General features: G+C 39.6%; 16 protein-coding genes. 13 read left to right on the forward strand and 3 right to left on the reverse strand.

Annotated elements, in window-relative coordinates; genetic code table 11:
• The first annotated feature begins 59 nt into the window (after nucleotides 1–59).
• On the forward strand, nucleotides 60–1,190 hold the full coding sequence (locus tag C1721_RS06895; RefSeq protein ID WP_234347600.1) for a glycoside hydrolase family 76 protein: 1,131 nt from the start codon (nucleotides 60–62) through the stop codon (nucleotides 1,188–1,190).
• 24 nt (nucleotides 1,191–1,214) lie between these two features.
• Complete coding sequence (locus tag C1721_RS06900; RefSeq protein WP_102407706.1) at nucleotides 1,215–2,678, forward strand: glycoside hydrolase family 125 protein; 1,464 nt, start codon at nucleotides 1,215–1,217, stop codon at nucleotides 2,676–2,678.
• Between the two features lie 37 nt (nucleotides 2,679–2,715).
• Here C1721_RS06900 and C1721_RS06905 read toward each other — a convergent pair whose 3' ends face one another.
• On the reverse strand, nucleotides 2,716–3,411 hold the full coding sequence (locus tag C1721_RS06905; RefSeq protein WP_102407707.1) for an SIR2 family NAD-dependent protein deacylase: 696 nt from the start codon (nucleotides 3,409–3,411) through the stop codon (nucleotides 2,716–2,718).
• 126 nt (nucleotides 3,412–3,537) lie between these two features.
• Here C1721_RS06905 and C1721_RS06910 point away from each other — a divergent pair, with 126 nt between their 5' ends.
• From C1721_RS06910 to C1721_RS06920, 3 genes are all read left to right on the forward strand, one after another.
• Entirely contained in the window at nucleotides 3,538–6,759 is a 3,222-nt protein-coding gene (locus tag C1721_RS06910; RefSeq protein ID WP_102407708.1) for a GH92 family glycosyl hydrolase, read from the forward strand.
• Between the two features lie 73 nt (nucleotides 6,760–6,832).
• Nucleotides 6,833–8,299 (forward strand): Na+/H+ antiporter NhaC, encoded by a 1,467-nt coding sequence (nhaC, locus tag C1721_RS06915; RefSeq protein ID WP_102407709.1) that lies wholly within the window; start codon nucleotides 6,833–6,835, stop codon nucleotides 8,297–8,299.
• Nucleotides 8,268–9,437 carry a dicarboxylate/amino acid:cation symporter gene (locus tag C1721_RS06920; RefSeq protein ID WP_102407710.1) on the forward strand — a complete coding sequence of 390 codons (1,170 nt, stop codon included), beginning with the start codon at nucleotides 8,268–8,270 and terminating at the stop codon, nucleotides 9,435–9,437. Before nhaC ends, C1721_RS06920 begins: the two co-directional genes overlap by 32 nt.
• On the opposite strand, the gene C1721_RS06925 is transcribed toward C1721_RS06920, so the two are convergent.
• Both C1721_RS06925 and C1721_RS06930 read right to left on the reverse strand, forming a co-directional pair.
• Complete coding sequence (locus C1721_RS06925; RefSeq protein WP_102409297.1) at nucleotides 9,434–9,973, reverse strand: 3'-5' exonuclease; 540 nt, start codon at nucleotides 9,971–9,973, stop codon at nucleotides 9,434–9,436. The two genes, C1721_RS06920 and C1721_RS06925, sit on opposite strands and share 4 nt — an antisense overlap.
• A 38-nt stretch (nucleotides 9,974–10,011) precedes the next feature.
• Nucleotides 10,012–10,653: an RNA polymerase sigma-70 factor gene (locus tag C1721_RS06930; protein WP_227472072.1), complete on the reverse strand. Its 642-nt coding sequence runs from the start codon at nucleotides 10,651–10,653 to the stop codon at nucleotides 10,012–10,014.
• 21 nt (nucleotides 10,654–10,674) lie between these two features.
• On the opposite strand from C1721_RS06930, the gene C1721_RS06935 reads away from it, so the two are divergent.
• From C1721_RS06935 to recG, 8 genes are all read left to right on the forward strand, one after another.
• Nucleotides 10,675–11,262 carry a BamJ family beta-barrel-assembly machinery protein gene (locus tag C1721_RS06935; RefSeq protein WP_102407711.1) on the forward strand — a complete coding sequence of 196 codons (588 nt, stop codon included), beginning with the start codon at nucleotides 10,675–10,677 and terminating at the stop codon, nucleotides 11,260–11,262.
• 16 nt (nucleotides 11,263–11,278) lie between these two features.
• Entirely contained in the window at nucleotides 11,279–11,992 is a 714-nt protein-coding gene (locus tag C1721_RS06940; RefSeq protein WP_102409300.1) for a BamJ family beta-barrel-assembly machinery protein, read from the forward strand.
• A gap of 168 nt (nucleotides 11,993–12,160) precedes the next feature.
• Nucleotides 12,161–12,634 (forward strand): Lrp/AsnC family transcriptional regulator, encoded by a 474-nt coding sequence (locus tag C1721_RS06945; RefSeq protein ID WP_102407712.1) that lies wholly within the window; start codon nucleotides 12,161–12,163, stop codon nucleotides 12,632–12,634.
• A 227-nt stretch (nucleotides 12,635–12,861) separates the two neighbouring features.
• Entirely contained in the window at nucleotides 12,862–14,235 is a 1,374-nt protein-coding gene (locus C1721_RS06950; RefSeq protein ID WP_102407713.1) for a S8 family peptidase, read from the forward strand.
• Nucleotides 14,216–15,556, forward strand: coding sequence for an exodeoxyribonuclease VII large subunit (xseA, locus tag C1721_RS06955; protein WP_420872730.1), 1,341 nt, complete (start codon nucleotides 14,216–14,218; stop codon nucleotides 15,554–15,556). The genes C1721_RS06950 and xseA overlap by 20 nt, the downstream gene beginning before the upstream one ends.
• A gap of 1 nt (nucleotide 15,557) precedes the next feature.
• Nucleotides 15,558–15,758 (forward strand): exodeoxyribonuclease VII small subunit, encoded by a 201-nt coding sequence (gene xseB / locus C1721_RS06960; RefSeq protein ID WP_102407714.1) that lies wholly within the window; start codon nucleotides 15,558–15,560, stop codon nucleotides 15,756–15,758.
• Nucleotides 15,755–16,456 carry a 2-C-methyl-D-erythritol 4-phosphate cytidylyltransferase gene (locus tag C1721_RS06965; RefSeq protein WP_102407715.1) on the forward strand — a complete coding sequence of 234 codons (702 nt, stop codon included), beginning with the start codon at nucleotides 15,755–15,757 and terminating at the stop codon, nucleotides 16,454–16,456. The genes xseB and C1721_RS06965 overlap by 4 nt, the downstream gene beginning before the upstream one ends.
• A gap of 12 nt (nucleotides 16,457–16,468) precedes the next feature.
• Entirely contained in the window at nucleotides 16,469–18,565 is a 2,097-nt protein-coding gene (recG, locus tag C1721_RS06970) for an ATP-dependent DNA helicase RecG (protein WP_102407716.1), read from the forward strand.
• Nucleotides 18,566–18,729 lie beyond the last annotated feature (164 nt).

Raw genomic sequence — 18,729 nt, forward strand, 5'->3', positions numbered from 1 at the left:
TGAAGGCAAAAGGATTTATCGCTCTCGCGGCGGTGAGTATATGTTGGGCGACATCTTGTATGTCGCCAGCATCTACAAATGAGAAAGACAATGATTTGGCAATGGCGGACAGTATGTTGACAAACATTCTGAATAAATATAACGTAGAGAAATATGGTTTGTTGCAGGAAACATATCCGGCTAACCCCGACAATAAAATTACTTATCTGGCGGAAGGAACTATGCAAAAACGCAATCAGGAAGTATCTTTTTTGTGGCCATATTCCGGAATGTTGTCCGGTGTGATTTCTTTGTATAAGAATACGGGGGATGAAAAATATCTGAGAATTTTAGAGGAACGTATTCTTCCGGGACTTGAATTATATTGGGACAATATCCGGGAACCGTTCTGTTATCAGAGTTATCCGATGTTTAATGGGGAAAGTGATCGTTTTTATGACGATAATGACTGGCTGGCTATTGACTTCTGTGACTTGTATGCATTGACAAAAAATGAAGAGTATCTTCATAAAGCGCAGGATTTACATAAATATATTTATAGCGGTTGGAGTGATGAACTGGAAGGAGGAATTTACTGGTGCGAACAGAAGAAAACTTCTAAGAATACCTGCTCCAATGCACCTGCCGCAGTCCTCTGCATGAAACTTTATAATCTTACACAAGACAATGATTATTTGGATCTGGCGAAAAAAACCTATAATTGGACGATGAAGTATTTGTGTGATCCGGAAGATTCCGTATATTGGGACAATATTAAGTTGAATGGTACTATCGGCAAAGCTAAATATACCTATAATAGCGGACAAATGATTCAAGCAGGAGTTTTGCTTTATAAAGCAACCGGCGATGAGCAATTTCTGAATGATGCAAAGCGTACGGCAAAAGGCTCTTACGAATATTTTACAAAAATACGTCGGGGTATAAATGGAACAAATGCCCGTTTTTATTCCGCAAGTCCGTGGTTTAATGTAATTTTGTCGCGTGGGCTTATTGCTTTGTATGAGATAGACAATAACCCTGAATATATAAATACTATGGCGGAAAATGCTCGTTACGCATGGATGAATGCCCGTGATGAAAACGGATTTTTAGGTAACGACTGGACTGGCAATGACAGTAAACCATTTAAATGGTTGCTGGATAATGCCTGTATGATTGAATTGTATTCGGAAATCGGTAACATTAAATAACTACATATTAAACACATAAAAAAGATGACAACACGTAGAAACTTCCTGAGAAACGGAAGCCTTGCATTGGCAGGCTTGATGGTAGGACAGAAATCGTTTGCCGGCTTAGTAGATACTCCACAGGCACCTGTATCGGGAGCTGCTATGCAATATGTATGCCAGCGCCCGGCTCCGGAAAAGCGTCAGTTTACTTCTGCCGCCGTAGAAAATGCAATTAAGACTGCAAAATCCAAACTGAAAGACCAGAAACTGGCATGGATGTTTGAGAATTGTTTTCCGAACACATTAGACACTACCTGTGAACATAAGATAGTTAACGGCAAACCGGACACATTCGTTCTTACCGGTGACATTCATGCCATGTGGCTACGTGATTCTTCTGCACAGGTATTCCCGCATATCCAGTTTGCCAATGACGATCCGAAAGTGAAGGCTATGTTGGCCGGCGTAATCAATCGTCAGACTTGGTGTATTAATGTCGATCCATACGCTAATGCTTTCAACGAAGGTGCGACAGGTAGCGAATGGGAAAGTGATAACACCGAAATGAAGAAAGAACTTCACGAACGTAAATGGGAGATAGACTCTCTTTGCTATCCGATTCGTTTAGCTTATCATTTCTGGAAGAAAACCGGAGATACCTCTCCTTTCGATGACGAATGGGAAAAAGCCATGCAGTCCGTTTATAAAACATTTATTCAGCAACAACGCAAAGATAATTTGGGTCCGTACAAATTTACCCGTGTAACAGATCGACAGGGAGATACGCTGCTGAACGATGGTTGGGGCAGCCCCGTTAAACCGGTGGGATTGATTGTTTCTTCTTTCCGTCCGTCGGACGACGCTACTCTGTTTGGCTTCCTGATCCCTTCTAACCTGTTTGCTATAACTTCTCTTCGTCAGTTGGCAGAGATGATGCGTAAGATTAAAAATGATAATGATTTTGCACGTAAATGCGACTCGTTAGCCGATGAAGTAGAAGCCGCTGTTGAACAATATGGTATTATCAATCATCCGAAGTATGGTAAGGTATATGCTTTTGAAGTAGACGGTTTTTGTAATCATGTCTTTATGGATGATGCCAATGTGCCTAGTTTGTTAGCTTTACCTTATCTGGGATGCGTAGATATGAATGACCCTGTTTACCGGAATACCCGTAAGATGATCTTGAGTGAAGATAACCCGTATTTTTTTAAAGGAACAGCCGGTGAAGGTATTGGCGGTCCGCATGTAGGGATTGGTTATATCTGGCCGATGAGTATCATCATGCGTTGTAATACTACTGATGATAAAGAGGAAATCCGTAAGTGTGTAAAGATGTTGCGTGATACCGATGCTGATACGGGCTTCATGCACGAATCGTTCTATATGGATGATCCGAAGAATTTTACCCGTTCATGGTTTGCCTGGGTAAACACTCTTTTTGGCGAGATGATTTACCGCCTTATAAACGAAGGTAAAACAGATATCTTGAATAATTTGGGATAAGCACAGAATAAGAAGGCGGCTGTAATAGTCGCCTTTTTCATTTAAAACCTTTCAGTATTTCTTTTAGCTTTTTTACTCCTTCGGATGCTCCGGTCCGGATATGTTGAACATCGTTGCGAAAGGTTTTGACTTCTTTCGGATCTATCAGGAAAACAGGTTGTCTGTTACGCACATAGTTTAGCAACCCCGCAGCGGGATATACGTTCAGCGAAGTGCCTATGACCACCACTATATCGGAAGCTTCTACCTCGCGTATGGCTGGTTCTATCATTGGAACAGCTTCTCCGAACCATACTACGAAAGGACGTAACTGACGGTCATTCTTATCTTTGTCTCCCACATGCAAGTCGGGATTATCGGGTGAAATATCGTAAGTGGTATTCATGTCGCCTACCGGACACGATTTCATTAGCTCACCATGCAAGTGAATTACAGAAGAACTTCCGGCACGTTCGTGCAGGTTGTCGATATTCTGGGTGATGATGCGTACATCAAAATCCTTTTCCAGTTCGGCCAAACCGATATGTCCTGCGTTGGGCTTGGTATTCAGTAATTCTCTGCGTCGCTGGTTATAAAAGTTAAGTACCAGTTCCGGATTGGCAGCAAATCCTTCAGGAGTTGCAACGTCTTCCACACGATATTTTTCCCATAGTCCGTCGGAGTCACGAAAGGTGGAGATTCCGCTTTCTGCACTCATACCTGCACCTGTTAATACAACTAATTTCTTTTTCATATCCTTCTAGTTTAGAATATCAACAAAAATAAGGATTTGTTTCCATAATTGTATTAATTTTATTGCTTCAATAGGAAAGACTTCGTTTACTGTTTTTGTGTTGTTACATATTTAGAATGATATATTATGAAAAAAGGATTATCCTTGTCACTACTATTCGCCTTTCTGTTTGTTTATTCATTTATTTACGGGCAGAATGCTTCACTGGTGAATCCCTTTATAGGGACAGGTAAGAGCCATGCGCCTACTTTATGGGGGAATTATGGAGGTACTTATCCCGGAGCAGTGGCACCGTGGGGGCACGTTCAGTTAACTCCCGAAACAAGCAAACGTCCATCCGAAGCGGGTTATTATTATGAAGATGATAAGATTCGTTTTTTTTCCTGTGCCCGTCATCATAGTGGCTATCCAAGCGGTTCGGCCGGTGTTATTCATCTTGCCTTTTTTCCTCAAAGAATAGAGTGTATTCCGGATGAATATGATGGTCGTGTTTTCTCTCATCAGCAGGAACAGGCTACTCCCGGATATTATAGTGTTTGTTTTGAAGCTGGAGACAGGGTGGAGGTTACTGCAATGGAACGAACAGGCCTTTTTCAGTATCACTCTGAAGAAGGGTGGACTACGCTGGTGCTTTGTAGAGCGGGGGCTTTATCAATAGAAGACAAAAATACGCTGAATGCCGAATATATGCATTCCGTTATTCGTTTTAATCAACCTTGGGAAAATTGCATTTTAAGGAATGATACGGCTTACATTACTTTCCGGAAGGAGCAAACAAAAAATGGATTATTGGTAAAACTGGGTACTTCTTCTCATAGTTTCGATGGTAGCATGAGAAATATGAATGTAGAGATGCCCGGATGGGATTTTGATATTGTCAGGCAAACGGTATATAATCATTGGAATGAAGAACTGGACTGTGTTCATATAGAATCAGTTGATGAGGTGAATAAAGAAAAGTTCTATACCGCTTTGTACCATTCTTTTTTATTGCCGTGGATTGTTTCGGATGTGGATGGTAAATATGAAGATGGCCAGGTGGAGGAGGGTAATGTGTATGGTGGTTTTTCGGCTTGGGACACGTTCCGTACATTACATCCGCTTTTATCTTTATTGAAGCCGGACAGACAAAAAGATATGTTACGTTCGGCAATGAATGAATATCGTTGCCGGGGAGCTTTTCCAAAAGGCCCTATGACCGGTTTACATATGATTCCTGTTTTAGTAGATGCCTATGTTAAGGGCGCGACTGATGAAAATGCAGATGATTTATATAAAGCCATGTTGTCGTGCTATCGAGAACCGGATAAATTGTCGACTCTAGATGAATATACACAGGCCGGCTATTTAGACGCATCCCGTAAACAATCAGTCAGCGTCACTACCGAATATGCTTATGATGATTGGGTGTTGGGGCAGTTTGCCCGCCTGACGGGACGTACCCAGGAGGCCGAAAAGCTACTTACCCGTTCATATAATTATCGTAATTTGTTTGATGAGCAGACGTTGTTTATTTTACCGAAGGACAGCAATGGTTTCTTTCGTAATTCCGGCGAGCTTGGTTATCAGGAGAGTAATAAATGGACGGCCTCTTTTTTTGTCCCCCATAACGTGCAAGATTTAATCAATTTATCCGGAGGAAATGACGTTTTTGTTTCTCATTTACAGGATGGATATGACAAAGGTGAAATTATACATGATAACGAACCAGTGTTCCATTATCCGTATTTGTTTACATGGGCCGGCCGGCCGGATCTAACCAGTCAAACTGTGAATAAAATATTGAATGAAGATTATTCTTCACGTCCGGGTGGTATTCCGGGTAATGATGATTTGGGGTCAATGTCAAGTTGGTTTGTATTGAGTTCCATCGGGTTGTTCCCTGCTTGTCCCGGCACGGGTGAATATGTATTGACACCTCCGTTGTTTAATAAGATAGAGCTTTCTTTGCAAAATGGAGAAAAGTTATCTTTATCTCGCGTTGGAAATTGGAGCGAGAAGGTGTTCCCTTCTATCGTATTTAATGGGGACAGGTATATGAAGATGTATATTAGGCATCAGGATATAGTTGAAGGAGGAAAACTTGTTTATGATTATGGTGCTCCTGTAGCCGATTTTTCCTCTTATACGAAGCCTTTTTCGGAAACAAAGAACGAACCTGACTTTGATGTTGCATTCTCTTCTATAGTGGATAAGACGATGTACCCAGATCAGATTAACAGAATGATATTTAATGTTAGGAATACAGGTTCCACAGGAACATTTGTTGCCTGTTTGTATGACGACTTATCTTTAATAGCCTCTAAGCATGTATTGGTTAAGCAGGGGCAGGCAATACAGGATACTCTTTCCTTTACTTTATATAAAGAAGGTAAACATTCAATAGCATTAGAAAAAAACAAGTTTATTGTATTAGTGAAGGATTCTACAAAACGTAAACAGCCGGTTGTTTGTACACATATTGCGGCACCTTCCCTCATTCCCGTAAATGATACGGTGTTTTGGCAACTTACTTATAAGAATATTTCCGGCCGTTTATATAAAGGAAGAGTTCCTGTTCGGATGAATGAGGAATTAATTACGCAGCATCAAATTCTTTTGGAGCCGGGAGAACAAATTTCTATTGTTTTACCTTTTACTACAAGTAAACCGGGTTTTGTAGAAATAAATGTTTTAGACCAAACGAAACAAATAAAGGTATATGAGCATGCATTGGATGCCTGTTTGCTCTATTTGGATTATATCCGGAGAGATTCTGCATTTGTATATGATTTGTCCGGTTTTGATAATCATGGACAGCTGAGTGGAGATTTGTCTTGGGGTAAACAAGGGAAACAAGGAACAGTCCGTACAAATGGTCATACCTATATTGTCTTTCCACGTTCTGAAAGCTTGCAGGCTGTTTACAATAATCAATTAACTATGGCTACGTGGATCTACCCTCAGAAACAGCCAAAGGGTGATGCCGACTTTTTTACAAAGGGAGATTATACTCTGCTAAAAATGGGAAATCCACGTCAATTGGTCTTCTTTGCTGGCGGTTGGGGACGTGGGGAATGTCACGTTACAGTTCCTGAAGACTGGTATACTGCTTGGCATCATATAGCCGGAGTTTGTACGGGTTCCAGTATAAAATTATATATAGACGGGCAGCTGAAACAAGAGATACCAGTGGAGGGTGATTTATCTGTTACAGAATTGCCCTGGACATTAGGACGTAATGCGGAAATGCCCTATAGCCGTTTCTCGGATATGAAATTCGGTGCTACCCGAATTTATGGGATCGCCTTGTCGGATGAGGAAATATTTAATTTGTTCAAACAGGAATCTGGTGATTTTAGGGAATAGTTTCTGTATTATCATCTTTTCATTATATTTGCCGATGTTATACTAACAAAAAGCTTTTATAAGAAAGGAATAAATGGAGAATAATTCTCGAAAGTTACCAGCGCCCTTACTATCAGTAGTACCAATCATTGTCTTGGTCATCCTTTTATATTTCACCATTCGTACTTTTGGCAGTGATGCGTTGAGTGGTGGTAGTCAAGTTGTGCTGCTTACCACTACTGCAGTATGTTCTCTTCTTGCGATGTTATTCTGCCGGACTAAATGGAAAGAAATTGAACAGGCTATATGCAATAACATATTAGGCGTCTCGGTTGCATTAATTATACTATTGTTGATTGGAGCTTTGTCCGGGACATGGATGATTAGCGGAGTAGTTCCGACCTTGATATATTATGGAATGCAGATATTGCACCCCAGCTTCTTTTTGGCTTCTTGCTGTGTTATCTGTGCAATAGTTTCGGTTATGACAGGAAGTTCCTGGACTACTATTGCAACTATCGGCATTGCATTGATGGGAATAGGGGAAGCTCAAGGATTTGCGACCGGCTGGATTGCCGGAGCGATTATTTCGGGAGCCTATTTCGGTGATAAAATTTCTCCGTTGTCGGATACAACAGTGTTGGCTTCATCGGTTACACATACACCTTTGTTCTCGCATATCCGTTATATGATGTACACAACAGTACCATCAATGATTATAACATTGATAATTTTTACGATTGCCGGTTTTGCACATACAAGAGTTGGTAGTGGACAAATAGCTGCATTCTCCGAATCATTGAAGGATACCTTTAATATTTCACTTTGGCTATTACTGGTACCTTTGGTAACAGGCATATTAATTGCACGCAAAGTGCCTTCTCTTATTACATTATTCCTTTCAACAGCATTAGCCGGAGTCTTTGCTCTTTTCTTTCAGCCTCATTTGTTACACGAGATATCCGGTATTTCAATGAAAGGCGCTTTGTCTTCCTTCAAAGGTTTGTTTATGACTATTTATGGTGGTACGCAGATTGAAACAGGTAATGAAGCATTAAATAAATTGGTAGCTACACGTGGAATGGCGGGTATGATGAATACGATTTGGCTTATTCTTTGCGCGATGTGTTTTGGCGGAGCAATGACGGCTAGTGGTATGTTGGAAAGTATAACATCGGTTTTTCTCCGTTTTATGAAACGCCGGATAGGCATGGTGGCTTCAACGGTTATATCGGGTTTATTTTTGAATATCTGTACTGCCGACCAGTACATTTCTATTATTTTGACGGGAAACATGTTCAAAGATATTTATAAAAAGAAAGGTTATGAAAGCCGTTTGCTTAGTCGTACTACAGAAGATTCTGTAACTGTTACGTCGGTATTGGTCCCGTGGAATACATGTGGTATGACCCAGGCCACAATTTTAGGGGTGGCAACGCTAACCTACTTGCCTTATTGCTTTTTTAATTTGATAAGTCCGTTAATGAGTATTATTATTGCAACTTTAGGTTTCAAAATAAAACAAATCCATGAAGAAGATAAAGATCACATTACTGACTAAAGTTATTATTGCTATTGCTGCCGGTGTATTGTTCGGACAATTTTTGCCGTTGGGGTTAGCGCGTATATTTGTTACCTTTAATTCATTGTTCGGAAACTTTCTTTCGTTCTCAATACCACTCATTATACTTGGTTTGGTAACACCTGCCATAGGAGAACTAGGCAAAGGTGCTGGTAAGCTGCTTGCTATAACAGCGTTGATAGCATATGGTTCGACAATCTTCTCGGGGTTTTTTACTTATTTGAGTGGCTCTGCTATTTTTCCGCATATCTTGCCTACAAATACGGAGCTAACAGCAATGGAGAATCCGGAAGATTTTATGTTGAAACCTTATTTTGTTGTTGCTATGCCTCCGTTAATGGATGTAATGACGGCATTGTTGCTCTCTTTCACTATTGGTTTGGGGATTTCAAATATACAAGGTACGACTTTACGAGATACATTTTCCGATTTCAAAGATATTATTATTAAACTGATAGAAGCTATTATTATACCATTGTTGCCGCTGCATATTTTTGGTATCTTTTTGAATATGACGGTTAGTGGGCAGGTGATGAGTGTTATTACCATGTTTTTGAAAGTTATTGTCGTCATTTTCGTATTGCATGTATTACTCTTATTAATTCAATTTACGATAGCAGGAGGAGTGAGCGGAAAAAATCCATTGCGTTTGTTGAAGAATATGTTGCCTGCCTATGCAACGGCTTTGGGTACACAGTCATCTGCAGCAACGATACCTGTAACATTGGCTCAGGCTGTAAAAAATGGTGTTCGTGAGAATATAGCCATCTTTGTAGTGCCTTTGTGTGCTACGATCCATTTATCCGGAAGTACAATGAAAATTACAGCTTGTGCTATGGCGATTATGATTATGGCAGGTGAGCCGATCACCATTTCGCAGTTTGGAGGTTTTATTATGATGCTAGGTGTAACAATGGTTGCTGCTCCCGGTGTTCCCGGAGGAGCTATTATGGCCGCTTTGGGATTGTTACAAGGAATGCTCGGTTTTAATGAGACATTGCAGGCTTTGATGATTGCTCTTTATATCGCAATGGATAGTTTCGGTACAGCTTGTAATGTTACAGGTGATGGTGCTATAGCTGTTGTGGTTGATAAGATTGCCGGAAAACAAGTTTAGTAAATCGTCCGGATCAACTCTTGTAAGGATTCTACTCCTTGTTCTTTCATCATTGTGTTGGCGATATGGGCGCAAGCATAAGCATCTGCCATTGCGTGATGATGATAAACAAGATCGTATCCGCAATAACTTGCTACGGTTTGCAATTGATGATTCCTCAGGAAAGGGTATAATTTCCGGGATAATCGGCAAGTACAATAGAAATCATATTTGGGATAAGCTAATCCGAATGTAGAATATGCAGCTTTCAGACAACCTTCATCAAACGGACTGTTGTGTGCAACGAGAGGAATATCTTTGATTTTAGGCTCTATCTTCTCCCATACTTCTTCAAAATCAGGTTCGTTATTCGTGTCATGGGACGTGATACCGTGAATAGCTGTGGTCCAGCGAGTGTAATAATTAGGAGTGGGACGGATTAAAGTATAAATACTTTCTATAATTGTATTGTCTTCTACTATAGCAATTCCAACGCTGCATATGCTGCTTCTTTTCCCGTTGGCAGTTTCAAAATCTATTGCAGCAAAACGTTCTATCATCGTTCCTAATTTTTACATAAACATAAAAATACTATTTAGCAGGAAATGAAAAGTGCTACGATTGGCATATAATCCTTTAGCTTTATGCGGAGAATTTTCAATGCTTTTGCGATATGGAACTCAACCGTTTTAATACTAACGTTCATATCTGTAGCTATTTCTCTGTAGGTTTTATTTTCATACCGGCTTTTAAAGAATATTTTGCGGGTTTGTTCCGGCATTTCATGCAACGTTGTTCTAATAATTTGTTTTAGTTCATTCGTAAATAGCTCTGAAGGATCACATGATTCAAGGGATGATATGCGGAAACTAAGTTCTCTGGTGTGCTGATCCATAATTTGGTCTTCGGCTTCATTTATAACATTCAGATGGCGAAGGTAATTTATAGCCCTGTTTTTTACGCAAGTTAATACATAAGCTGGTATATTAACACTTTCCGGAAGATCTTTTCTCTTTTCCCAATAAAGCATTATTGCTTCCATATAAATGTCTTCAGCAGCTGCAATGTCACGAACGTATGAATTAGCAAATAAAATGAAAGGCTCCTTAAATTGATCAAAGAGCATAGAAAATTGAGATAATTCAGTTTGCCGTTCATTCATAATTGATGCAAAAGTAATAAAAAAGTCTTTCCTTTTGATGATAGTCTTGTTAAAAGCATTACTTTTGTGCTTCATAAATAGTTGAAGAAGAAAAAAATGGATAAAGTAAGTTATGCGCTTGGTTTAAGTATTGGAAACAATTTTCAGAACTCAGGTATTAAAGATCTTCAGGTAGAAGATTTTGTTCAAGGATTGAAAGATGTTTTATCCGAAACAAAACCGGTCATCAGCTATGATGAAGCAAAGCAGGTAATTAATGAATATTTCATGAAGCTGCAGAAAGAAAAGCTGGAAATCAATAAAAAGGCTGGTGAAGAATTCTTGAATATTAATAAGCATAAAGCTGGCGTTGTAGAACTGCCAAGCGGATTGCAATATGAAGTTCTGAAAAAGGGAACAGGTGCAAAGCCTACTGCATCGGATAAAGTAAAATGCCACTACCATGGTACATTAATTAACGGAACTGTTTTTGATAGTTCTGTGCAAAGAAACGAACCCGCGGTGTTCGGTGTATCACAGGTTATTCCCGGATGGGTAGAAGCTCTCCAATTAATGGAGGTTGGTTCTAAGTGGAGATTGTTTATTCCTTCCCAATTAGCTTATGGCGAACAAGGGGCAGGAGAGATTATCGAACCGAACAGTGCGTTGGTTTTTGATGTTGAATTATTGGATATCGTAAAATAATTAAGTATAAATGAAAATGAAAAAGTTTAGTGTATTGGCTACTGTTGCTATTGCAGCATTAGGTATTTTTGCAACTTCTTGTGATTCTCATCCTACTGCAAATTTAAAAACTGCAGTTGACAGCGCAAGCTACGCTATAGGTGTAAGCACAGGTGCTGGTTATAAAGAAAATTTAAAGACTTTGCCTGGTGGCGAAGCTAATATTGATGCTTTGATTGCTGGTTTTGTTCAGGCTATTAAAGGTGATTCAACAAAAATGACTCCGCAGGCTGCTCAAACATATTTGCAGACTTATTTTGTAGAAGCTCAAGCTCGCGAAGCTAAGAAAACAAAAGAAGAAGGAGAAAAGTTCTTAGCCGAAAATAAAACAAAGGATGGTGTTTTTACAACTGAAAGCGGTTTGCAATATAAAATAGAAAAAGAAGGTGATGGCCCGAAGCCAAAAGCTACTGACAAAGTAAAGGTGCATTATACAGGAACCTTGTTGGATGGCACTAAGTTCGATAGCTCAATTGATCGTGGTGAACCACTTGTTTTTAATTTGAATAATGTAATTAAAGGTTGGACTGAAGGTGTACAGATTATGCCTGTAGGTTCTAAATATATTTTCTGGATTCCTGCAGAGTTGGCATATGGGGAACGTGGTGCAGGACAGGATATCAAGCCAAACAGTACCTTGAAGTTTGAAATTGAATTACTGGATATCGTAAAAGACGACGACAAGAAGTAATATATCTTAAAGTTTATATATAAAGCGGGCAAAATATGCTAAAAAGCATTATTTGCCCGCTTTTATTATTTATTTGTCACTTTTTTCTTTCAGAATGATATTTGAATGAAATAAATTATATACTTTTGATAAAGTAAACATTAATGCATATTGTAAAGCGATTTTAAAATGGAGAAGATAGACAAACTGGACCGGCAGATATTGAACATTATTTCAAAAAATGCCAGGATTCCTTTTAAGGATGTTGCCGAAGAATGTGGTGTTTCTCGCGCAGCTATTCATCAACGGGTACAGCGCATGATTGATATGAATGTAATCGTAGGGTCAGGGTATCATATTAATCCGAAAATCTTGGGTTATAATACATGCACATATATCGGCGTAAAGCTGGAACGTGGCTCTATGTATAAAGATGTCGTTCCTGAGTTTGAAAAGATTCCAGAAGTCGTTGAATGCCATTTCACAACAGGTCCGTATACTTTGCTAATCAAATTATATGCTCGCGATAATGAACACCTGATGGAGTTGTTGAACTCTAAAATACAAGAAATTCCAGGTGTTACAGCTACGGAAACTCTTATCTCTTTGCGCCAAAGTGTAAAACGAGAAATACCAATTTGTAATGTAAAAGAGATACTCTGATTGACTGACTTGTAGTATCAATAGCATTGAAGTAAAGAAAAAAGGCAGGTTCCAAACCTTTCATTCCGGTGAAAGAATTGGAACCTGCCTTTTTCCTATAAATCTGTCTTACTCTATAAACTTAGGTTCTGGTATATTTGCATTTTATCCGATAGAAAATGGTCCTATTTTATATTTTATGTATTATTCTTACCTTTGTAACATATGTATATTGAAGAGTGTATTATATGAATAAATATATCATATTGCTATTCTTGAACTTTGTATCATTATGCCTTTATGCTGATGAAGGATATTGTTTCCGGATTTATTTGAAGGATAAAGGTCCTTCCGGATATAGTTTGGACAAACCCGAAGCATATCTTTCGGGACGAGCTATTGAAAGGCGGATAAGACAAGGAAAAGAAATTACTGTTTCCGACTTACCAATATCCTCTGTTTATCTGGATTCTTTATCGGCATGTGGAGGAATTCCGGTAGTAGTGAGTAAATGGTTTTCTACCGTAGTAATTGCCTGTTCTGACAGTTCGGTGATAGAACAGCTTAAAAAATTCTCTTTTGTAGATTCTGTAAAATGGGTTTGGAAAGGAGATTTGGATAAGAGGATATCTGTATACAAAGACTCCTCCCGTTTAGAACCGTCAGATTCGCCACTGAAATCTTATTATGGTTATGCTGAGGAACAAATAAAGATGCTGAACGGTATTAAATTGCATGACGCCGGTTATCGGGGAATGGGCATGGAAGTCGCTGTAATTGATGCAGGATTTATGAATGTAGACCGTATCAGTGTTTTTGACTCTTTGAACCTTTTGGGCACTCGTAATTTTGTATTTCCTGGAGAGAGTGTTTTTGAAGATGATGATCATGGCACAAAAGTTTTGTCATGTTTGGCCGCAAATGCTCCGGGAATAATGGTTGGGACAGCGCCGGATGCCTCTTATTGGTTGATAAAGAGTGAAGACAGTCGCTCTGAATATCCGATTGAAGAAGATTATTGGGCTGCTGCAGTTGAGTTTGCCGACAGTGTTGGTGTAGACGCTATTTCTTCGTCATTAGGATACTTTACGTACGATGTGAGTGAAATGGAATATAGCCCTTCTGCATTAGATGGAAAGACTGCATTTATCAGTCGTGCGGCTCATAAAGCTGCCGAAAAAGGTATTTTGGTTTTCTGTAGTGCGGGTAATGAAGGTAATGGTTATTGGGAAAAGATTACTTTTCCGTCGGATGCCTCTGATATAGTGACTGTGGGTGCCGTGACAGAGAAAAAGAAAAAAAGTATATTTAGTTCGATAGGTCTTACGGCTGATTACCGGGTGAAGCCGGATGTTGTAGCTTTGGGGAGCGGATGTTGTGTGATTAGTACGCGTGGAGATATACATTACGCGAACGGTACTTCTTTCTCGACTCCTATCCTTGCCGGTCTTGGAATCTGTTTATGGCAGGCTTTCCCTGATTTGAGCAACAAAGATATAATAGAGATGTTACAACAATCGGCCAGCCAATATAAGCGGCCGGATGCTGAATTGGGATATGGTATCCCTGACGTATATAAAGCGTATAAACTTCAAAAGAAACATATTGGAAGACGCGAGTAACATAGAACAAAGAAAAGATGTATTTTCTTTATTTGAATTGACGATTCAAGTAAAGAATGTCTTCTATGAGTCTTTTCCTGATACATATTGGGTACGTGCGGAGATGAGTGACGTACGGACAAATATGTCGTCGGGGCATTGTTATTTGGAGTTCATCGAAAAGAATCCTATAAGCGGACAGATTGTAGCCCGTGCGCGGGGCACTATTTGGGCAAAAACATTCCGTATGGTGAAACCTTACTTTGAGATGGAAACCGGCCAATTATTTTCTTCCGGACTGAAAGTCTTGGTAAAGGTTGCAGTTGAATTCCATGAGTTATATGGATTTAGTTTGACTGTTCTGGATATTGATCCGGCTTATACACTTGGAGATATGGTTCGGAAGCGGATGGAAATTCTTCGTCAGTTGCAAGATGAAGGCGTGTTGACACTGAATAAAGAATTACCGTTTCCTTCTTTACCTCAACGGATTGCCGTTATTACGTCATCAACAGCTGCCGGATATGAAGATTTTCTGAATCAATTGACATCTAATAAGTCCGGTTTCCCGTTTTATGTGAAGTTGTTTCCTGCTCTTATGCAGGGAGATAAGACAGAGGCATCAGTTATTGCTGCATTGGATAAAATTTATCATTATGCGAACTGTTTTGATGTGGTTGTTATTATTCGTGGCGGTGGAGCAACTTCCGATTTGAATAGTTTTGATTCTTATTTATTGGCAGCTAATTGTGCGCAATTTCCATTGCCTGTCATTACAGGAATCGGGCATGAACGGGATGATACGATTGTAGATATGGTAGCACATACCCGGATGAAGACACCAACAGCTGTTGCCGAATTCTTAATTGGACGGATGGAGGCAGCGGAATCTGAATTAAATGGTTTGCAACAAGCCGTATGTTCATTATCCACGGATATTATTCAGAAACAGAAACACTTTTTGCAATTAATAGGAAACCGTTTGCCATCTATTGCTATCGACAGGATTGAACGGAGCCGTGCTGCTTTACAATGGATGGGAAGTAAATTGTCTAATTCTACATTGTCTTTAATAAAATCAAAAGAATCTTTGTTGGAAGCTATGCAGCTTCAATTAAAGAATTTGACTATTACTCAGTTAAAAGAAAGAGAACGTTTCATACAACTTTCCGAACAGTTTGTAAAGATGGCTTCTCCGGAGTATATTTTAAAGCGCGGATATAGTTTATCTTTGAAAGACGGAAAAATAGTGAAGCATGCTGCGGATATGCAGCCGGGTGATGAATTGGTAACGCGTTTTGCAGATGGTGATGTATATAGTACGGTAAATAAAAGGAAATAATATGGCTGAAAAAAAAGAAACATATAATGAAGCGGTAGAAAAGCTTCGAAAAATTGTGGCCGATATTGAAAACGGAGAACTGGATGTGGATGTACTTTCCGAGAAAGTGAAGGAAGCCACCCGCTTGATAAAATTATGCAAAGAAAAATTGTATAAGGTAGACGAGGAAGTGAAAAAAGTTCTGGATGAATTAGATGTATGAAAAGATATGTGCTGATTGTTGCCGGAGGTAAAGGACTGCGTATGGGAGGCGATCTTCCCAAGCAATTTATACCAATAGAAGGAAAACCTATTCTGATGCATACATTGGAAGTGTTTCATCGTTGGGATAATTCCGCCCGTTTAGTGCTGGTTTTACCGGAAGATCATCAGCCTTATTGGAAGATGTTGTGCCGGGAAATTGGTTGTTCGGTTCCGCATGTTATCGTTAATGGTGGAGATACGCGTTTTCAGTCTGTTCGGAACGGATTGGAATTTCTCTCGAAAGAAATGGAAATTTCTTCCGAGAGAAATAAAAAAGCCTTAGTGGCAGTGCACGATGGTGTTCGTCCGTTTGTTTCCAAAGAAGTGATAACTGCATGTTTTGAGAAAGCGGAACAAACCGGATGTGCTGTTCCGGTTGTAGCAATGATAGATTCTTTGCGTGAAATAGATGAAAATGGCAGTCATCCGGTAGACCGCAGTCATTATTTAGCTGTCCAGACGCCACAGGTGTTTTGTTCGGATATTCTGTTGAGAGCCTATGAACAGCCTTTCTCCCCTTTGTTTACGGATGACGCTTCGGTGGTGGAAGCTATGGGTGAAATGATTCATACAGTATCGGGAAACCGTGAGAATATAAAAATAACAACCCCGTTTGATTTATTGATTGCACAAGCTCTTTTTACGCAACATGTTTAATAGATAATTGCTATGCTTGATCTCGATAAACGGTCTATAACTTATCTGCCGGGTGTAGGGCCCAAAAAGGCGGAAGTTTTGCAGAAGGAAGCCGGCATTGCTTCGTATGAAGATTTGCTGTTTTACTTCCCATATAAATACATTGACCGGAGCCGCTTTTATAAAGTAGCCGAGATAAACGGAGATATGCCTTATATTCAGTTGAGAGGGAAAATTTTATATTTTGACACTTTTGGTGAAGGTCGCAGTAAACGGTTGGTTGGGAAATTTACCGATGGAACCGGAACGATAGACCTTGTATGGTTCAAGGGATTGAACTACATAACGGATAAAATAAAACCCGGTCTCGAATATATTGTATTTGGAAAGCCTTCTGAGTTTGGACATATTTATAATATCCCTCATCCGGATATAGATCCGATAGATCAGGTAAACCAGGTTGCCGGCGGACTAACTCCGTTTTACAACACAACGGAGAAAATGAAGAAATCTTTTCTCAATTCGCGGGCCATTCAGAACTTACAATATTCGTTGCTTAATTGGTTGAACTGGGACTTACCGGAAACACTCTCACCCGATATACTGAAACGTATTAAAATGATGCCGTTAAAGGAGGCAATGCGTAATATTCACTTCCCTGAATCGGCAGAGAAACTGAAACAAGCGCAGTTGCGTTTAAAATTTGAAGAATTCTTTTTTATTCAATTAAATATACTCCGTACGGCAAATGTACGGAAGCTGAAACTGAAAGGAATTGTTTTCCCCACGGTAGGACACTATTTCAATACCTTCTATAAAGATTATTTACCGTTTGAATTGACCGGAGCTCAAAAACGAGTAGTACGTGAGATCCGTACGGATGTGGGGAGCGGCCGGCAAATGAATCGTTTGCTCCAGGGTGATGTAGGCAGTGGAAAAACGTTAGTAGGCTTATTGGCAATGCTTTTGGCTATTGATAATAATTGTCAGGCTTGCATGATGGCTCCGACAGAGATACTTGCTACGCAGCATTACGTTACTATTATGGAATTTCTGAAAGATTTAGATGTAAAGGTGGCGTTGTTAACAGGTTCTACCCGGAAGAAAGACAGGAATAAAATACTGCCGGCTATTGCTAACGGAGAAATACAGATTGTAATAGGTACACATGCTTTGATAGAGGAAACGGTTGTTTTTTCTTCTTTGGGATTGGCAATTATAGATGAGCAACATCGTTTCGGAGTGGCACAACGTTCACGGTTATGGACAAAAAACACAGTAGTGCCTCATGTTCTGGTGATGACGGCAACGCCCATACCAAGAACTTTGGCAATGACATTATACGGTGATTTGGATGTGTCGGTTATCGACGAATTGCCACCGGGTCGTAAACCGATAAAGACGGTTCATCGTTATGATAATAAAAAAGCGCAGCTTTATGAATTTCTTCGTAATCAGATAGAACTGGGGCGGCAGGTTTATGTGGTTTTTCCTCTTATAGAAGGCAGTGAAAAACTGGATTATAAGAACCTGGAAGATGGTTTCGAAACATTTAAAGAAGTGTTTCCCGAATATAAAGTCTGTATGGTGCATGGACGCATGAAGGCGGCAGATAAAGAGACGGAGATGCAGAAATTTGTTTCCGGTGAAGCTCAGATATTAATGGCAACTACAGTAATAGAGGTAGGAGTAAATGTTCCGAATGCCTCAGTTATGGTAATAGAAAGTGCCGAACGTTTTGGATTATCTCAATTACATCAGTTACGTGGTCGGGTAGGTCGTGGTGCTGAACAGTCCTATTGTATTTTAGTTTCTTCCTATAAATTAACGAATGAAACCCGTAAACGCCTGGAAATAATGGTAAATAGTAGTGATGGATTTGAAATAGCCGAAGCCGATTTAAAGCTTCGTGGTCATGGTGATTTGGAAGGGACGCGGCAAAGCGGAGAGGGTATTGATTTAAAGATTGCAGATCTGGCAGCCGATGGACAGATTCTTCAATATGCGCGAGATATAGCACTGGGTATATTGGACGAAGATCCTGAATTATTGTCCGATACACACCGGATATTGAACGAACGGCTTAAAATATTGTTTTCGCGTAAGACAAATTGGGGTATGATTAGCTAATATGCTGTAAAACATGTTTTGTTGTAAGTTGCTGTTGTACTGTTGTTTATTTCTTTGCTTTTATTTTAATTCACGGTCATTGCAGAAATTTTTCAGTATATGTTTTTGTCGGCTAATGTAATTTTACGAACTTTGACAGGTTGACTTTTAAATTTACTTGTTGA

Source organism: Parabacteroides bouchesdurhonensis (assembly GCF_900186615.1).
Taxonomy (GTDB): Bacteria; Bacteroidota; Bacteroidia; order Bacteroidales; family Tannerellaceae; genus Parabacteroides; species Parabacteroides bouchesdurhonensis.